12 protein-coding genes are annotated in these 14427 nt (G+C 56.0%); 7 read left to right on the plus strand and 5 right to left on the minus strand.

From position 1 onward, the window contains the following. Positions 1 to 123: 123 nt before the first annotated feature. The gene (locus ACJ77P_RS01040) at positions 124 to 999 is read left to right on the plus strand and encodes a chemotaxis protein CheX (protein WP_367361442.1); all 876 of its coding nucleotides are present in this window, start codon (positions 124 to 126) and stop codon (positions 997 to 999) included. Positions 1000 to 1215: 216 nt separating this feature from the next. On the opposite strand, the gene ACJ77P_RS01045 is transcribed toward ACJ77P_RS01040, so the two are convergent. The 3 genes from ACJ77P_RS01045 to ACJ77P_RS01055 form a co-directional block, all read right to left on the minus strand. Continuing rightward, positions 1216 to 3426, minus strand: a complete 2211-nt coding sequence (locus ACJ77P_RS01045) for a beta strand repeat-containing protein (protein ID WP_408998793.1) — start codon at positions 3424 to 3426, stop codon at positions 1216 to 1218. A gap of 641 nt (positions 3427 to 4067) precedes the next feature. Beyond that, entirely contained in the window at positions 4068 to 4487 is a 420-nt protein-coding gene (locus tag ACJ77P_RS01050; RefSeq protein ID WP_367360473.1) for a universal stress protein, read from the minus strand. A 39-nt stretch (positions 4488 to 4526) separates the two neighbouring features. Continuing rightward, positions 4527 to 5081 carry an HDIG domain-containing metalloprotein gene (locus tag ACJ77P_RS01055; protein ID WP_408998794.1) on the minus strand — a complete coding sequence of 185 codons (555 nt, stop codon included), beginning with the start codon at positions 5079 to 5081 and terminating at the stop codon, positions 4527 to 4529. Between the two features lie 401 nt (positions 5082 to 5482). On the opposite strand from ACJ77P_RS01055, the gene ACJ77P_RS01060 reads away from it, so the two are divergent. The 3 genes from ACJ77P_RS01060 to ACJ77P_RS01070 are packed head-to-tail and all read left to right on the plus strand — an operon-like array spanning position 5483 to position 8067. Further along, positions 5483 to 6862, plus strand: a complete 1380-nt coding sequence (locus ACJ77P_RS01060) for an FAD-binding oxidoreductase (RefSeq protein WP_367360475.1) — start codon at positions 5483 to 5485, stop codon at positions 6860 to 6862. Positions 6863 to 6901: 39 nt separating this feature from the next. After that, on the plus strand, positions 6902 to 7348 hold the full coding sequence (locus ACJ77P_RS01065; protein ID WP_408998795.1) for a PPC domain-containing DNA-binding protein: 447 nt from the start codon (positions 6902 to 6904) through the stop codon (positions 7346 to 7348). A gap of 50 nt (positions 7349 to 7398) precedes the next feature. Further along, a complete protein-coding gene (locus tag ACJ77P_RS01070; protein ID WP_367360477.1) occupies positions 7399 to 8067 on the plus strand; it encodes an MBL fold metallo-hydrolase in 669 nt (222 codons plus the stop codon). A 6-nt stretch (positions 8068 to 8073) separates the two neighbouring features. On the opposite strand, the gene ACJ77P_RS01075 is transcribed toward ACJ77P_RS01070, so the two are convergent. Then, a complete protein-coding gene (locus ACJ77P_RS01075) occupies positions 8074 to 9039 on the minus strand; it encodes an MBL fold metallo-hydrolase (protein WP_367360478.1) in 966 nt (321 codons plus the stop codon). Positions 9040 to 9216: 177 nt separating this feature from the next. Here ACJ77P_RS01075 and ACJ77P_RS01080 point away from each other — a divergent pair, with 177 nt between their 5' ends. Continuing rightward, complete coding sequence (locus ACJ77P_RS01080) at positions 9217 to 10353, plus strand: site-2 protease family protein (RefSeq protein ID WP_367360479.1); 1137 nt, start codon at positions 9217 to 9219, stop codon at positions 10351 to 10353. A gap of 76 nt (positions 10354 to 10429) precedes the next feature. Then, the gene (locus ACJ77P_RS01085; protein WP_367360480.1) at positions 10430 to 11281 is read left to right on the plus strand and encodes a ferritin-like domain-containing protein; all 852 of its coding nucleotides are present in this window, start codon (positions 10430 to 10432) and stop codon (positions 11279 to 11281) included. Between the two features lie 119 nt (positions 11282 to 11400). On the opposite strand, the gene ACJ77P_RS01090 is transcribed toward ACJ77P_RS01085, so the two are convergent. Further along, positions 11401 to 11616: a hypothetical protein gene (locus ACJ77P_RS01090; RefSeq protein ID WP_367360481.1), complete on the minus strand. Its 216-nt coding sequence runs from the start codon at positions 11614 to 11616 to the stop codon at positions 11401 to 11403. A gap of 643 nt (positions 11617 to 12259) precedes the next feature. Here ACJ77P_RS01090 and ACJ77P_RS01095 point away from each other — a divergent pair. Then, the gene (locus tag ACJ77P_RS01095) at positions 12260 to 14398 is read left to right on the plus strand and encodes a protein kinase domain-containing protein (protein ID WP_367360482.1); all 2139 of its coding nucleotides are present in this window, start codon (positions 12260 to 12262) and stop codon (positions 14396 to 14398) included. The last annotated feature ends 29 nt before the right edge of the window (positions 14399 to 14427 follow it).

Below are 14427 nucleotides of genomic sequence, written 5' to 3' on the forward strand. Positions count from 1 at the left end.
CATTGGTATTGCTTGCAGCATACCGGCGGCAGCTGTTGAGTTCCGGGGGCCGTGTTTCCGGTTTTTCTGATCGACAGGCACACCAAGCCCTTTTACATTTGCCAATGCGGGAGACCTGATTGCATGGATGTCAAATTTATCAATCCCTTTCTGGACGGCGCTACAGAGGTCATCAAGACCATGGCCTTCATGGAGGCTGTTCCCGGAAAGCCCTTTTTGAAGAAGGATGACACGGCAAGGGGCGATGTATCCGGAATTATCGGCATCACGGGTGATGCCACGGGCTCCCTGGCCATCAGTTTTACCGAAGGGTGCATCTGGGGAATCGCCGGATCCATGCTGGGGGAAACGTATACGGATACCACGCAGGAAGTGCTCGACGCCGCTGGGGAGCTTACCAACATGATTTCCGGCGTGGCTCGAACCAACATGGAGAAGATGGGGCTAAAAGTCTTTGCCGCCATCCCCTCCGTCATTTTCGGTCGGGACCATACGATCCGTCATATCTTGAACAGCCCGAGCATTGTTATCCCTTTTTCCACACAAACGGGGGAATTTGTCGTGGACGTCTGTATCCGGACCACCGAGGCCCAGGCCAGATCCAAGGAAAATTATCAGGTGATCAATCGGCGGACGGCAGAACTGATTTCTCCGCAGCCGGGAAAAAATAAGCCTGAGCCCCTTCCCTGCAGGATGGAATCGGCTGCGCAGGAGCAGGGACCGCCTGTAGAGGAAATGCAGGAGGAAAAGAGCCACCGCGATATCCTCAAGGAAGCCTTGGATGCGATGATCGAAGCCCGCCGGGACATTCAGAAGCTGTTGTCTTCACAGCCCTTCATGCGGAGGGAAGATCGGAAGAAGCTCAATGATAAAGTCGCCCGGTACGACAAGAAGATCCGCAAAATGAAGCTGGATCTGACAGCCCTGGATGTCCTGTCCAGGCTGGCCCCGGAGGATCTGGCGAATCCCACCATCAAGAAACATTACCAGCACTACTGAGGCCGTCAGGCAAAAAATTTTTTTCCAACCGTCCTCACGGCTCGGGAGCATATTTCTTTCCGATGAGTCCTGATTTGGAGAAATGTGCCCCCAGGATCCGTCATCCCATGTGCTTTGGCCGCACTGGACTTCTGGAATCGTATGGTACAACTCACGGAAAACAGAAAGGGGCGCGCCGTTTGCGCACCCCTCCTGAAAAAGCATATGGAAGTTTCCTTATGCGGCGTAGACGAAATCCGTGCTATCCAGTGAAGCCGCCGTTGCGGATCCGACAATACAGATCAACACGGAATCCCCGGCGGAATTACTCGTGGGGTTGTACCAGACACTGCCGGTCGTCGTGTCATTGTAGATCCCACTGAGTTGGGTGCCGTTGCCGTTGAAACCGGTGCCTTCGAAATACCAGCTGGAGGACAGCACGTTGCTGTCATTGAAAGAGAGCCCTGTGATGGAAGAATCCTCGGCGCCATCGAGAATGTCCATCAGCACGATGGTGTCGTCCGTATGGGAAAAGTCGCCGATCGTGTCGCGGTTGGCAGATCCGGATTCGGAAAAGACGAAACGGTCCTGGCCGGTGCCGCCGTTCAGATAGTCTTGGCCAATGCCGCCGGACAGAGTATCGCCGCCGGCATTGCCGTACAGGGAATCGTTGCCGGAAAGACCGGACAGAATGTTGTCGGAACCGTTTCCGTAGAGCAAATTGTTGAGGGTGTTGCCCGTCCCGGTGGTCGCCGTGCCGGTCAGATAGAGGTATTCGACATTGGCGTCAAGGGTCTCGTTGACGGAGGCGTAAACTCTGTCGCTGCCGGCGCCTGATGCCTCGGAGACGGCGTCGCCCAGGCTATCAACATAATAGGTGTCGTTACCCGCTCCGCCTGCCAGATAATCGTTACCCGCTCCGCCGTTCAAGATATCATCGCCGGTGCCGCTGTACAGGCGGTCGTCGCCTCCATTGCCGTAAAGGGAGTTGTTGCCGTTGTCGCCGTAAAGGTCGTCATCGGCGCTGCCGCCCCGGAGGACATCATCGCCGAGATTGCCGTCGATCGTCAGGGCCACCGTCTGCGAAGACCCATCGAAATTGTCGTTGCCGTCTCCCCCGGAAATCCATTCAATGCCCGCCGTGCCCAGGTTGAGGGTGTTCCCGACGGTCCCGTTGATGTAGACCCGGTCGTAACCGGCGCCGCCGCTGAGGCTGGAAAAGGCGGTGCCGACCGTGATCGTGTCGTCCCCGGCTCCGCCGCTGACGCTGTCGGCTCCGCTGTTGCCGGCGTTGATCGAGTCGTTTCCCGCCCCGCCGATAATCGTGTCATTGCCCGTGCCCGTGGAAATAGAATCGTTGCCGGTGCCTCCGTCTACGGAATTGTTGCCGTTCCCGACGCTGACGGTATCATCGCCGCTCCCGCCGTAGACAATGTCTCGGCCGGTACCGCCGTACAATCGGTCGTTACCTCCATTGCCATAGAGGGTGTTGTTTCCGTTGTCGCCGTAGATGTAGTCGTTGAAGTTGCCGCCCCGGAGGACGTCATTGCCGAGATTTCCGTCGATCGTCAGGTCTACGGATTGTGCGGTTCCATCAAAACTGTCGTCGCCGCTCCCTCCGGAAATATACTCGATGCCCGCCGTGGTCAGGTTGAGGGTGTTCCCGATGGTTCCATTGATGTAAACCCGGTCGTAACCGTCGTTGCCGCTGACGCCGGCAAAGGCGGTGTTGATGGTGATTGTGTCATCCCCATCCCCGCCGCTGACGCTGTCGATACCGCTGCTGCCGGCATTGATCGAGTCATTTCCTCGGCCACCCACAATGGAGTCGTTGCCCGTGCCCGTGGAAATAGAATCGTTGCCGTCATTACCGTAGACGGTATTGTTTCCATTATAAGCGTTGATCGAGTCGTTGCCGCTGCCTCCAGAGGCGGTGTCGTTACCGTTGCCGCCGTAAAGGTGGTCATTGCCTCCATTGCCGTAGAGGGAGTTGGTTCCGTCACCGCCGTAAATGTAGTCGTTGGCGTTTCCGCCCCGGAGGACGTCAGACCCGAGATTGCCGTCGATTGTCAGGGCCACCGTTTGCGAACTCCCATTGAAATTGTCATTGCCGTCCCCACCGGAGATCCATTCAATGCCCGCGGTAGTCAGGTTGAGGGAATTTCCAGCCGTCCCGCTGATGTAAACCCGGTCGTAACCGCCGCCACCGCTGACACTGGCAAAGTCGGTGGTGAGGTAGATCGTGTCATCTCCATTCCCCCCTCTGACGGTATCGGCCCCGCTTCCCGCATCGATCCAGTCGTTGCCGCCACCCCCATCAATCGTATCATTCCCTGCGTAACCATAGATGGTGTCGGCCGCATCGGAAGGAATACCGCCTGTCACTCCCGGTGAAACAGATTCGGGAGTAATTGTGTCGTTGCCGGAAGTACCTTTAATCGTAGCCATTTTTTGTATTCCTTTCATTAGTTGTTGTTGAGGCCATAAAAAATGTCATTTGTTTTTTTAAGAAACAGGTCGAAGTAAATGAATAATTCACTTGTTACCCCGTCAGATGGGGCGTGATCAAATGCTTCGAATCATCATGTCGGATGGGGAGGATGATCCGAAAAAAATGTTCTTGAGCAGGTTCATTTGTTGAATGGATATAAAAACAGATATATTCAATAAATTAAACGGTTTAACCATACCTTATCTTCGCTTTAAAGTCAATAAGCATGAAGTTCTAGATGTACTTTTCTATAAAATCAGGAAGACAGGAAGAGAGGAGATGAAAAGAATTTTTGATTGAGAAAAGACGACGAACATTGGAGAGGCTTTTTATTGCGGCCGTCCCGCTGATAAAAAGACCTTATTGTCCCCGTGCTGTTTACACGGGCAACGGTATCCAGGACAGGGACATCTGTATCAACATGACAACCGGCACCCGCGAAGGCTGCGCGGGGAGCCGAGCTGTCGGGTTTGCGGCCGCTTCATGCCTCAATAAAGCCTGCTTTGCCAAGGGTTCCTTCATGGTTGCCTGAATCGCTTCATGGGTTGTTTCCGGAAGGCACCCGCATTTGATGCGCCCTGTTCAACCGGCGTTTCCTTCACTTCACCAGGAGAACGGGGCACTGAGACAGGATTCCGATTTTATAACTGATGGTTCCCCAGTCCCGTGACGGCTCGTCCAGGTGAAGCTTGTGAGAGCTCATGACGATGAGATCCACCCCCGTTTCGGAGGCATAGTTGAGGATTTCCTTGACACGATTGCCAAAGGCGATCTTGTCGGTTACCTGGACGCCGCGGTTCTCGCAGAAGGCGACCAGGCCGGCCATTTTCTTGTCTGCGCTCTTTTGCAGGCCGGTATAAAAGTCTCTGAATTCTTCAAAGGTAGCGTCTTCGATGCTTTCTACCACATGGAGGAGGCTGACGCGAGCCTTCTCCTGCGCCGCCACCTGAAGGGTAATCTCCAGGGCTTTTCTGTTTTTTGGTGTAAAGTCGACAGGAACCAGAATGTGCTTAAACATGGTCACACCTCCGCAGCAGGATCTCCGGACCCCGGGATCTTACAGTCCCAGCTGATCGCTGATCTCCTGCATGGCATTCAGGGACAGATCCACGAACTCCGGCAGGGAAATCCCCAGCTTTTCGCATTCCAGGATGATATCCCGATTCACCGAGGCCGCGAAGTTCTTTTCCTTCATCCGCTTGACGACCGATTTGGGCTTGACGCTGGCCAGCTTCTTGTCAGGATAGACAAGGGCCGTAGCCGTTATCAAGCCGGTTACGGTTTCTCCGGCGGCGAGGGCAAAGTGAAAATCCGACTGCCGAGGCCTGCCGCTGGCCATTTCATTATGCAGGACAATGGCCTCAACGATCTCCGGGTCAACCCCCCTTTCCTCAAGGATCTTTGCGGTTTCCAGTCCGTGCACCGCCAGATCCGCGTTTACCTTCTCCACATCCAGGTCGTGCAGAAGCCCGGCCAATCCCCACCGGTCTTCATCCTGATGGAGCTTCCGGGCCAGCGCCCGCATGACGGCTTCGGCAGCATAGCAGTGCTGGCGCATCTTTTCGTTGGCAATGCAGGCATTCAACAATTGAATGGCGTCTGAACGGTCCATGCGGCACTTGATCCTCCTTGCACGAAATTGAGATTTACTCCGGCGTTAGGATGACAATTCAAGGGATGGATGTCAAGGGGATTGCTCTGGGGTGTGCCGGATTTGGAATTCGCACACGGCGGCAGCCATAAACCGCCTTCACAGGAAGAACGGTGCCGTCCTGGCCCTTCTGAAAAGGGCTTGTCCTGTTCCGTGCGGGAGAAAGCTTTTTTCTTCTCCTGTTTTGTGGTATGGGGACAAAAGGCCCCGTAGAATGGCCTTCTTAATGACGTTATTAACAAGGATCACGCGCCGGCATGACGTAAGCGGCTCAACAGGATGCGGAAACGGATCCGGAAGAGGCAGGCGAAGCCGGCGCCCATGTCCGAAAGCAAGCGGGCTGCTGTGAGGTGGATGCGAAGATGACCGAACCTTGCCTGGATGAACGGGATATCGACAATCTGACCCGGATCGTTGGGCGGGAAAGGATTTCCCGGGGGGAGTCGGTCCGTTTTCTTCATTCCCATGATGAATCCTTCCATAAGCCCTGCCTTCCCGAGGTTGTCCTCTGGCCGCACAGCACCGATGAAGTGAGCCGGATCGTCGCCCATGCCTTCCGGCGGAGGATTCCCGTGACGCCCTGGGGGGCGGGCAGTTCCCTGGAGGGAAACCCCATCCCTGTTTTCGGGGGGATCGTGCTCGATTTCCAGGAAATGAACCGGGTCCTGGCGGTCCGCCCCGAGGATTTTCAGGCGGACGTGGAGGCCGGGGTGGTCTACAAGGAACTCAACCGCATTCTGGAGGCGGAAGGGCTCTTCTTTCCCCCCGATCCCGGAGCGGCGGCAACGGTGGGCGGGATGATAGGAAACAACGCCAGCGGGATCCGGAGCGTTCGGTACGGCGCCACCCGGGATTACGTGATGCGCCTTACCACCGTTCTTTCCGACGGGCAGGTGATCCGGACGGGCAGCCGCTCCCGCAAGTGTTCCTCTGGATATGATCTCTGCCGTCTCTTTACCGGGGCGGAGGGAACGCTGGGGATCGTGACCGAGGCCACCCTGAAGCTCGCAGGGCTTCCCGCCGCCTTCATGGCTGTCCGGGCGACGTTTCCCACCCTCGGTCACGCCACCCGGACCGTCTTCGAGATTATGCGCTCCGGGATAACGCCGGGGGCCATGGAGTTCCTCGACAGGGACATCGTTGCCGTTCTCAATCGGGACCGGGGGCTCCGCCTGGAAGAATCGCCCACGCTGCTGATGGAGTTCAGCGGGTACAGTGAACGCGGGCTTGAAGATGAGATGTGTTTTGTTTCAGAGATCTGCCGGGACAACGGCTGCATCCTCCTGGACCGTGGGATCGGTCCGGAAGAGCGCAAGCGGCTCTGGGAGATCCGCCATCTCACCCACGAGTCCATCCGGCGCACTCACCCGGGATTGAAGTCGCTGAGCATGGATGTTGCCGTGCCCCTTTCCCGGTACAGCGAACTGGTGGCCCTCATCAAGGAACTCGTGGCCGGCCTGACGGCTTACATCTTCGGACATGCGGGCGATGGCAATATCCACGTCGTCGTGATGGACGATCCCGAAGACGAATCGCGCTGGGCGAGGGTGGAGGCGGCCCACAGCCGGGTGGTCTCTTCGGCCCTGGACTTCGAGGGAACCTGCACTGGAGAGCACGGCATCGGGCTGGGGAAAAAGAAGTTCATGGCCAGGGAGCATGGCGAGAGCCTGGAAACGATGAAAAAAATCAAGGAGCTGCTGGACCCTCGGGGCATTCTCAACCCCGGCAAGATGTTTCCCTGAAGAAGAGTTCAGAAAAAAAAGGATGAGCAGGAGAGACCCATGAAATTTTCACAGGCCCGCCAGGGTCGCATCTTTGTGATCCGTCTCGAAGACGGAGAAATTGTCCATGAGGTGATCGAGCGGTTTGCCGCGGAACAGTCGATTCGCGCGGCGGCCATCATCGCCGTGGGTGCGCTGGATTCGGGCAGCCGGGTGGTCGTCGGTCCGGAGGAAGGCCGTTCCACTCCCGTGGTTCCCATGGAGCATCTGCTGGAAAATGTCCATGAGGTGGCGGGAACCGGCACGCTCTTTCCCGATGAAGAAGGCCGCCCGCAGATCCACATGCACTGTGCCATGGGCCGGAAAGACCGGACCGTCACCGGGTGCATCCGGAGAGGGGTCAAGGTGTGGCAGATTCTGGAAGTGGTTCTTTGGGAGCTGCTGGACACGCCGGCGCGCCGGGTGGCCGATTCCGCGCTGGGTTTCAATCTGATGCAGCCGGAATGACGTTTTTATGAGTGCAGATACAGCTTCCAGAAATAAGGAGAAGAACGAACGTGAAATTTGATGACGATCTTTATGTTTACGAATGGACGGAGTATTTCGACAACAACTGCAACAGCTATTACATCGGAGGATCTGTCCAGGCCCTGGTGGATCCGGGGCTGGCCAAATATTTCCCCCGCCTCCTCGGCGAGATGGAAAAGGACGGAATTCAGCGGCAGGACATCCGCACGATCATCAATACGCATGCCCATGCCGATCACATCGAAGGAAGTTCGCTGTTCAACGGCTCCGGGATTCAGATCGCCCTGTCCGAAAAAGATCTGGCCTTTTACAAAGGGCCCGAAAACGCCATGTTATGCCGCATGTTCGGCCTGGCGGTTCCTCCCATCGAGATCAACCTTCTGCTGAATGAGGGCGAATTGATTCTCGGGGATGAAACCTTCCAGGTCCTGCTTGTCCCGGGCCACTCCCCCGGCTCAATCGCACTGTACTGGCCGCGTACCGGCGCCCTCTTTTCCGGGGACGTGATCTTCGATCAGAATGTGGGGAGGACCGATTTCCCGGGCGGTAACGGCAGTCTCCTGAAGCAGAGCATCACGCGCCTCTCCGAATTGAATGCCGAATTTCTGTTTCCCGGACACATGGGAATGGTGATCGGCCGGGAGCGGGTCAAAAATAACTTTGAAATCGTGACCCGGCATGTTTTCCCCTACATCTAGGCTTCCTCAGGGAAGATAGCGGATGGTATCGCCGGATCGGATTTCTTGAATCAGCCCTTCGCTTTTCAATTCCAGCAGGTGAACGCAGGTTTCGTGAAGCGCCAGATACTGGTCGAATTCCGGAAGGTTGCCGCCGAAAAGGTCCAGGGAGACTTTCCGCCCCGTGTCAAATCCTTGGCGAACCGCTTCCAGGATGAGTTGCTTGCGCTCCTCGTGATGCGCCTCAATTTCCCGGATGCGGGAGCACAGATCGGGAATCATGTGGCCGTGCGAAGGAAACGTGCGATCAGCCGCTAATTTTTTGACTCGCCTCAGAGATTCGAGAAAGCTTTCCAGGGGATGCCACTCGGGGTGAAAGAGGTCGATGCTGAGGTTGGGAGTTATGACCGGCAGAACATGGTCTCCGGAAAGGAGCAGCGCCTCGCGGGGAAAGAAAAAGCAGACCTGCCCCCTCGTGTGACCGGCGGCGGGGATGACCTGAAAGGCGCGATGGCCCGCCGTATGCCAGGAATAAGGGAGGAGGGGTTCATCGGCCTCGATGAGAGAAGTAACCCCCGTGAAATACAGATGAAGCTCCTGCAGGGAATCGATGAGTTCCTCCGGGAAGCCCTGCTCCCGGCAGAAAATCCGAAGGCGGCGAAACAGCTCTCCCGTCCGGTTCTGATTCCGGAGGGCCTCGGAGTCGGCCTCGGAAAGATAAACCCGGGCGCCGCTGATTTCCTTCAATCGGCCGGCCAGGCCGCAATGATCGGCATGGTAATGGGTCAGAAAGATCCGGTCGATGTCGGACACGGACCTTCCGACCTGCTGCAGCGCACGTTCCAGCGCTGAAAACCCCTCCGGAATATCCATGTCCGTATCAAACAGCGTGACCTGCCTTTCCGAAACCAGGGCAAACGACATGATATGATTCAAGCGGAAGGGCATGGGAAGGGATATTCTGTAAAATCCCCCGGCGATTTCTTCGATCAAGAATCCGAAAACCTCCATGGCTCATTGATAAGAACTGTCCGTCCTATAATTGAGGAGCGGGTCAAATGGCAACAGGTTTTTCCCCGCTGGGCTCCGAACCCCCTTTTATTTCTCTTGATTTTCTCCTGGAATACGGTCATTATTGCTGTAATTTCAATATAATCTCCAGGTATCGCTATGTTTGGAAACCGAATCACCCTGTTCCGGCTACTGGGGTTTGAAGTGCGGATTGATGCCAGTTGGGTTATCCTGGCCCTGCTGGTCACCTGGTCTCTGGCAAAGGGCATTTTCCCCGGCTCCTACAAGGGGGTGTCCGAGAGCGCCTATTGGGCCATGGGGGCCCTGGGAGCCCTGGGGCTGTTTTTTTCCATCATTTTTCACGAACTCTGTCATTCCCTGGTGGCCACCCGTTATGGAATCCCCGTAAAGGGAATCACTCTGTTCATCTTCGGGGGCGTCGCGGAAATGGACGATGAGCCTCCCAGTGCCAGGGCCGAGTTTTTCATGGCCATTGCAGGGCCACTGTCCAGTTTCTTCCTGGGCCTGGCCTTTCACGGGATCTCCTATGCGGGCAGGCAGCTGGGGTGGCCGGGAACGATTCCAGCGGTCACGTCCTACCTGGGCTTTATCAATCTGCTCCTGGCCTCATTCAACTTGATTCCCGCGTTTCCCCTGGACGGCGGCCGGGTCCTCCGTTCGCTCCTCTGGGGATGGAAGGGAAATCTTCGCTGGGCGACGCGCATTTCTTCCGGATTCGGTTCCGCCTTTGGCGTTGTGCTGATGCTCCTTGGAATCTTCAGCATCTTCCGCGGCAATTTTATCGGGGGGCTGTGGTGGCTGATGATTGGTTTTTTCCTGCGCAATGCGGCCCAGATGTCTTATTCCCAGCTTCTAGCCCGCAAGGTCCTGGAAGGGGAAAAGGTGCGCCGCTTCATGGTGACGGAGCCCGTGACGGTGTCCCGGACTCTGACCCTCGACGAGTTTGTCAATGACTATGTTTACCGGTATCATTACAAGTTGTTTCCCGTGGTTTCCTACGGCCGCCTTGCCGGGTGCATCACCGTCCGTCAGGCGGCGGAGATTCCCCGGGAGAATTGGAAAGAGCACACGGTGGGCGAAATCGCCGCACCGTGCACCCCGGACATCACCATTGGACCGGATGAAGACGCTGTCCGCGCCCTGGCGATCATGAGCCGGACGGGAAACAGCCGCCTGCTGGTGGTCGAGGGTGAGCGCCTGCTGGGAATTCTCACCCTCAAGGACATGCTGCAGTTTCTGTCTCTTAAACTGGAGCTTCGTGACTGGAAGGCATAGGGATCGCCGCCTCTGCTGCCCGGCAGTAAGGGAAAATCCACAGGAGGAATAACTATTTATTCAGGAGGAGGATTACATGGATACGAAGGAATTGATCGACATGCTGAATCGTGATTTTGCAGATGAACACGCCGCCATCATCCGCTACCTGGTCCATGCGTACCAGGAGGGGGAGGACACCCCGATGGGAGCGGGCCTGCTTTCCCGCTCCAGGGAGGAGATGTGGCACATGCACTGGCTGGGTATGATCATCGGCCGGCTGGGCGGCGAACCGGATTTCACGCCGGGGCCCTATCCCTTTGATCCCACGAGCCGGGCGACGATGCTCAAATCCTACATCGAGTATGAAGAAAAGCTGATTCCCCATTACCACGGCGAAGCGGAGAAGGTGGATGATCCCCACATACGCAGGGTGCTTCACCGGGAGGCCTGGGAATCGGCGATCCATGCCAGGCGTTTTCAGCGGATGCTGGACAAGCTCAGCCCGGAAGATGCCGGGGGGCTTCCCCAGGGCGACCATGAGCTTCCCCCCGCTTTTCTGGAGATGCTCCAGCAAGAGCTGATCGGCAAATACAACGAAATGCTCCGGCATCTCCGCCTGTCCTGGCTCTCCCAGAGGGATGGCGCTAAGGGCTGGGCGTTGATGGATCAGTCCATGGAAAAGATGAAGCAGCTGGCCCTTTTCGCGGAGGCCGTTGCCGAAGACGGAGCGGTGCCGCGTCTGATTCCCGAGAGCATGGACGCGGGGCAGGCGGTGGAGCAGGCTCTTCGAAAGGCCCTGGGAGATGTCCGGGAGGCTCTGGGGCGGCACACTCGACTGCAGGAGGATGGGGAGTTTAAAAAACATTCCGGCTTGGTGATGAAGATGGATCTTACGGTCCAGCAGGAGTCCCATCAGGCTGAAGAAATAGAAGACTGGCTGAAATAAGGCGGTTCCAATTTCCTCCCTGAAGGCGATTCAGAGACTGCCCGCTGGGCGGTCCGCTTTCAGGGAGGTGTTCCTCTTTCTTACCGTCGAACATCATTCCTTGATCCGCTTTTCCCCTCTTATCGCTTTTCTTTCCCGTGCTCGGTGATGACAAAGCATTCACCTTTCTGGTCGATGATGCGGCAGAGAACCATTTCATGCAGGCTGTTCTTTACATGAAAGAGGGGTTGCCCAAGCTGCTGAGAGATTTCTTCCGGCGTCAAGGGCTTATCAAGTAGATAGAGAAGTGACCTGGCCCTGGCCGTGACGGAGCCGTCGGGATTAACGCTTTTCATTCTTCCACCTCCTTGTCTGTCCATGTTTTCGTCGAGACCGTGACGTTCATCTGTCGAGGTTTTAATAAAAAGCAAATGCCGGGGAACGCGATGGATTCTTTTTTGCTTGTTGAAATTTGCAGCCGGAATTAAAAGGACGAAAGGTCTTCTTCCTTCCGGCGAACGGATTTTTTTCTTAGAGAAGGATCGGCGATCCAGCATCCGGTGCGAAGTCTTGAAGGAGAGAAACCAGGGGTGACGGGGGAGGAGTATGGCGTTTCAGCGGAGGAGCATTTGTTTCCGAAAAACAGCCGTCGATCGAAGCGGGCGTCAAGGATCGTCGGGAAGAGCGTTCAACTAATTGTAGGTTACTATAGTTTTTTTTAAATGCAAGCAAAAAAAGAACGGCCGGTTTCACCCGGCAAATGAAAACGCCGTGATGTCGGAATGTTGGAAGGCGTTTGCCGATTGATCCGTCCCGCCTTTTTGCGGCTGCAGGCGCGGCAAGGTTGCAGATTCCCGACGTTGTCGAGGAGAACATCGGGAAGAGGAGAATCATCCTCACGGCTCGAAACGGAATGCGCTTCCGCGGATTCTCAAAGTCAAGCCGCTATCGAGTCTTTTACGCTCGTCTTCAACAGAAAAGATTCTGCAAGGGAGAGATATGCCAATCAGTGTGATCTTTGCAGCGGTTCTGATCCTGCTTCTTCTGGCGTTTTTCCTTCTGAAGGGGAAAGAGAAGAAAAAACCCTGCCTGGCCGTCATCAAATCGCCGACAAAGTCTTTCCCGGAAATGGACAGAACGGTCATTTCTTCTCCGGCTCTGCCTCCGCTGCAGCCCGACGGAGAGGAGACACTTCCGCCGGGAGAGGGGTTTTCAACCCTGAACTGGGTGATCAAAAACAATATCCAGGCCGCCATGGAGGATATTTACGCGGATCACTACATCAATCCCTATCCGTTTATGCCGCCAGTGGAATATCGGAATGTCTCACCGGAAACGGTCCACATCATCCAGGATCAACTTTTTCAACTGAAAAATTTCCGTTCTGTCCACGACGAACTTCAACATATCTTAAACAACCCGGACATTCAGATATCCCATATCTCAAAAATGGTGACCTCTGATCCGGTTTTGACGGCAAAAATCCTGAAAGTAGCAAACTCTCCCTATTTTGGGATGCCCAAGAAGCTTGATTCGATCAATCATGCCCTGTTGATTCTCGGCATTGTCAACGTCAAGAATATTCTCTATCGCGAAGGTCTGCTCCGGCTTTTCCTGACTGCGAATCCCGAAAAGGATGCGGTGATGGAAAAGATCTGGCTGCATGCCACGCTGACTTCCATATGCGCGGCCCACCTCCACTCTCTTTTCAGCGGCTTGAATCAAGGGAGTCTTCTGACCATGGGATTGCTTCATGATATCGGAAAGATGATTCTGCTGATGATGCCGACATCCGAGGGCGCCACGGTATCGGAAGAGCATGTGGACTCCTTGAGCCTTGAGCAGGAAGACCGGCTTTTTGGAGTCAACCATGCCGTCATTGCCGGGATTGCTCTTTCCGAATGGGGGTTTTCCGATCTCATGGTGAACGCCGTGGTCAATCACCATGTGCTTTCCTATCGAGACCGTGCATCCCTGTCTGTGGCGCGGGATCAATTTCCTTATCTTTTCGTACTGTTCATGTCGGATCAATTGGCAAAGGGGATTGCCGGCGACGAACATCTCAAGGCTGATGTTCTCCATCCCAGCTATCGCCAAATCATAGAACGAAGCCGATTGCAGGCGCTTTTACAGGAGGCTGCTTTCCTGTCCCAGATACGGGAGGCGGACGCCCTCTCCCTCCGTCCCCCGGCTGGAATGATTCACGCTCAGACCGTCTCCTCCGGGAAAACCATTTTCAAGCAGAACGGAGGCGCTCCTGCCGCCGGTGATACCGGGGCGTGCGGAAACGACGGAGACGCCACGGTGATCATGGATTCCGCAAAGTCAAAACTCACCATCGGACGCTATGAAATCCTTGCGGTTATCGGGCAGGGCGCCATGGGAACGGTTTATCTGGGGAGGGATCCCCTGATTCAGAGGACCGTGGCGATCAAGACTCTGCGTTGCGCCGACGGGGACGACATCGCCCTGTCCAGGCTCCGTTTCTTCCGGGAAGCGGAGGCGGCCGGCAACCTCTCCCATCCGAACATCGTAACGATATACGATGTGGGTGAAGGCCGGGGGATGGCTTACATCGCCATGGAGTACCTGGAGGGCTGCGATCTGAGCAAGTACTGCGCGAAAGAAAACCTGCTCTCTCAAGCGGAGGCGGCCAGAATTTCCAGGGATGTGGCCCTTGCCCTGGATTATGCCCATGAACGGGGCGTTGTTCACCGGGACATCAAGCCGGCCAACATCCGGATATCCTCGGCAGGCCATGTGACCGTGACGGATTTCGGCATTGCCCGGGTGGCTGATCTGTCAGGCACCCGCGCCGGCACGATCGTGGGTACGCCCAATTACATGTCCCCGGAACAGGTCAACGGGGAAACGGTGGACGGGAGAGCCGATCTTTACTCCCTGGGGGTGGTCCTCTATGAGCTTTTGACTGGAAGCAAACCTTTCCAGGGCGACGTTCTCGCCGCCGTCATGAACAACATCGTCAACCGTTCCCCGGCCCCCGTCCTGGAAAGAAATCCCATCGTTTCAACAGAATTGGCAGCCATTGTAGAAAAAGCGATGAGCAAAAAGCGGGAAGAGCGGTATCAGTCCGGGCGGGAAATGGCGGCCGGTCTGGAGGGTCTGATAAGCTCCTGAAGAGCCGGAACAAGCCGCATCGCTTCCGG

The organism is Syntrophus buswellii, from assembly GCF_046097065.1.
Taxonomy (GTDB): domain Bacteria; phylum Desulfobacterota; class Syntrophia; order Syntrophales; family Syntrophaceae; genus Syntrophus; species Syntrophus buswellii.

Coding starts and splice junctions, on each gene's coding strand:
- ACJ77P_RS01040 (WP_367361442.1), top strand. CDS start 124: ATGGATGTCAAATTTATCAATCCCTTTCTGGACGGCGCTACAGAGGTC.
- ACJ77P_RS01045 (WP_408998793.1), bottom strand. CDS start 3,426: ATGGCTACGATTAAAGGTACTTCCGGCAACGACACAATTACTCCCGAA.
- ACJ77P_RS01050 (WP_367360473.1), bottom strand. CDS start 4,487: ATGTTTAAGCACATTCTGGTTCCTGTCGACTTTACACCAAAAAACAGA.
- ACJ77P_RS01055 (WP_408998794.1), bottom strand. CDS start 5,081: ATGGACCGTTCAGACGCCATTCAATTGTTGAATGCCTGCATTGCCAAC.
- ACJ77P_RS01060 (WP_367360475.1), top strand. CDS start 5,483: ATGACCGAACCTTGCCTGGATGAACGGGATATCGACAATCTGACCCGG.
- ACJ77P_RS01065 (WP_408998795.1), top strand. CDS start 6,902: ATGAAATTTTCACAGGCCCGCCAGGGTCGCATCTTTGTGATCCGTCTC.
- ACJ77P_RS01080 (WP_367360479.1), top strand. CDS start 9,217: ATGTTTGGAAACCGAATCACCCTGTTCCGGCTACTGGGGTTTGAAGTG.
- ACJ77P_RS01085 (WP_367360480.1), top strand. CDS start 10,430: ATGGATACGAAGGAATTGATCGACATGCTGAATCGTGATTTTGCAGAT.
- ACJ77P_RS01090 (WP_367360481.1), bottom strand. CDS start 11,616: ATGAAAAGCGTTAATCCCGACGGCTCCGTCACGGCCAGGGCCAGGTCA.
- ACJ77P_RS01095 (WP_367360482.1), top strand. CDS start 12,260: ATGCCAATCAGTGTGATCTTTGCAGCGGTTCTGATCCTGCTTCTTCTG.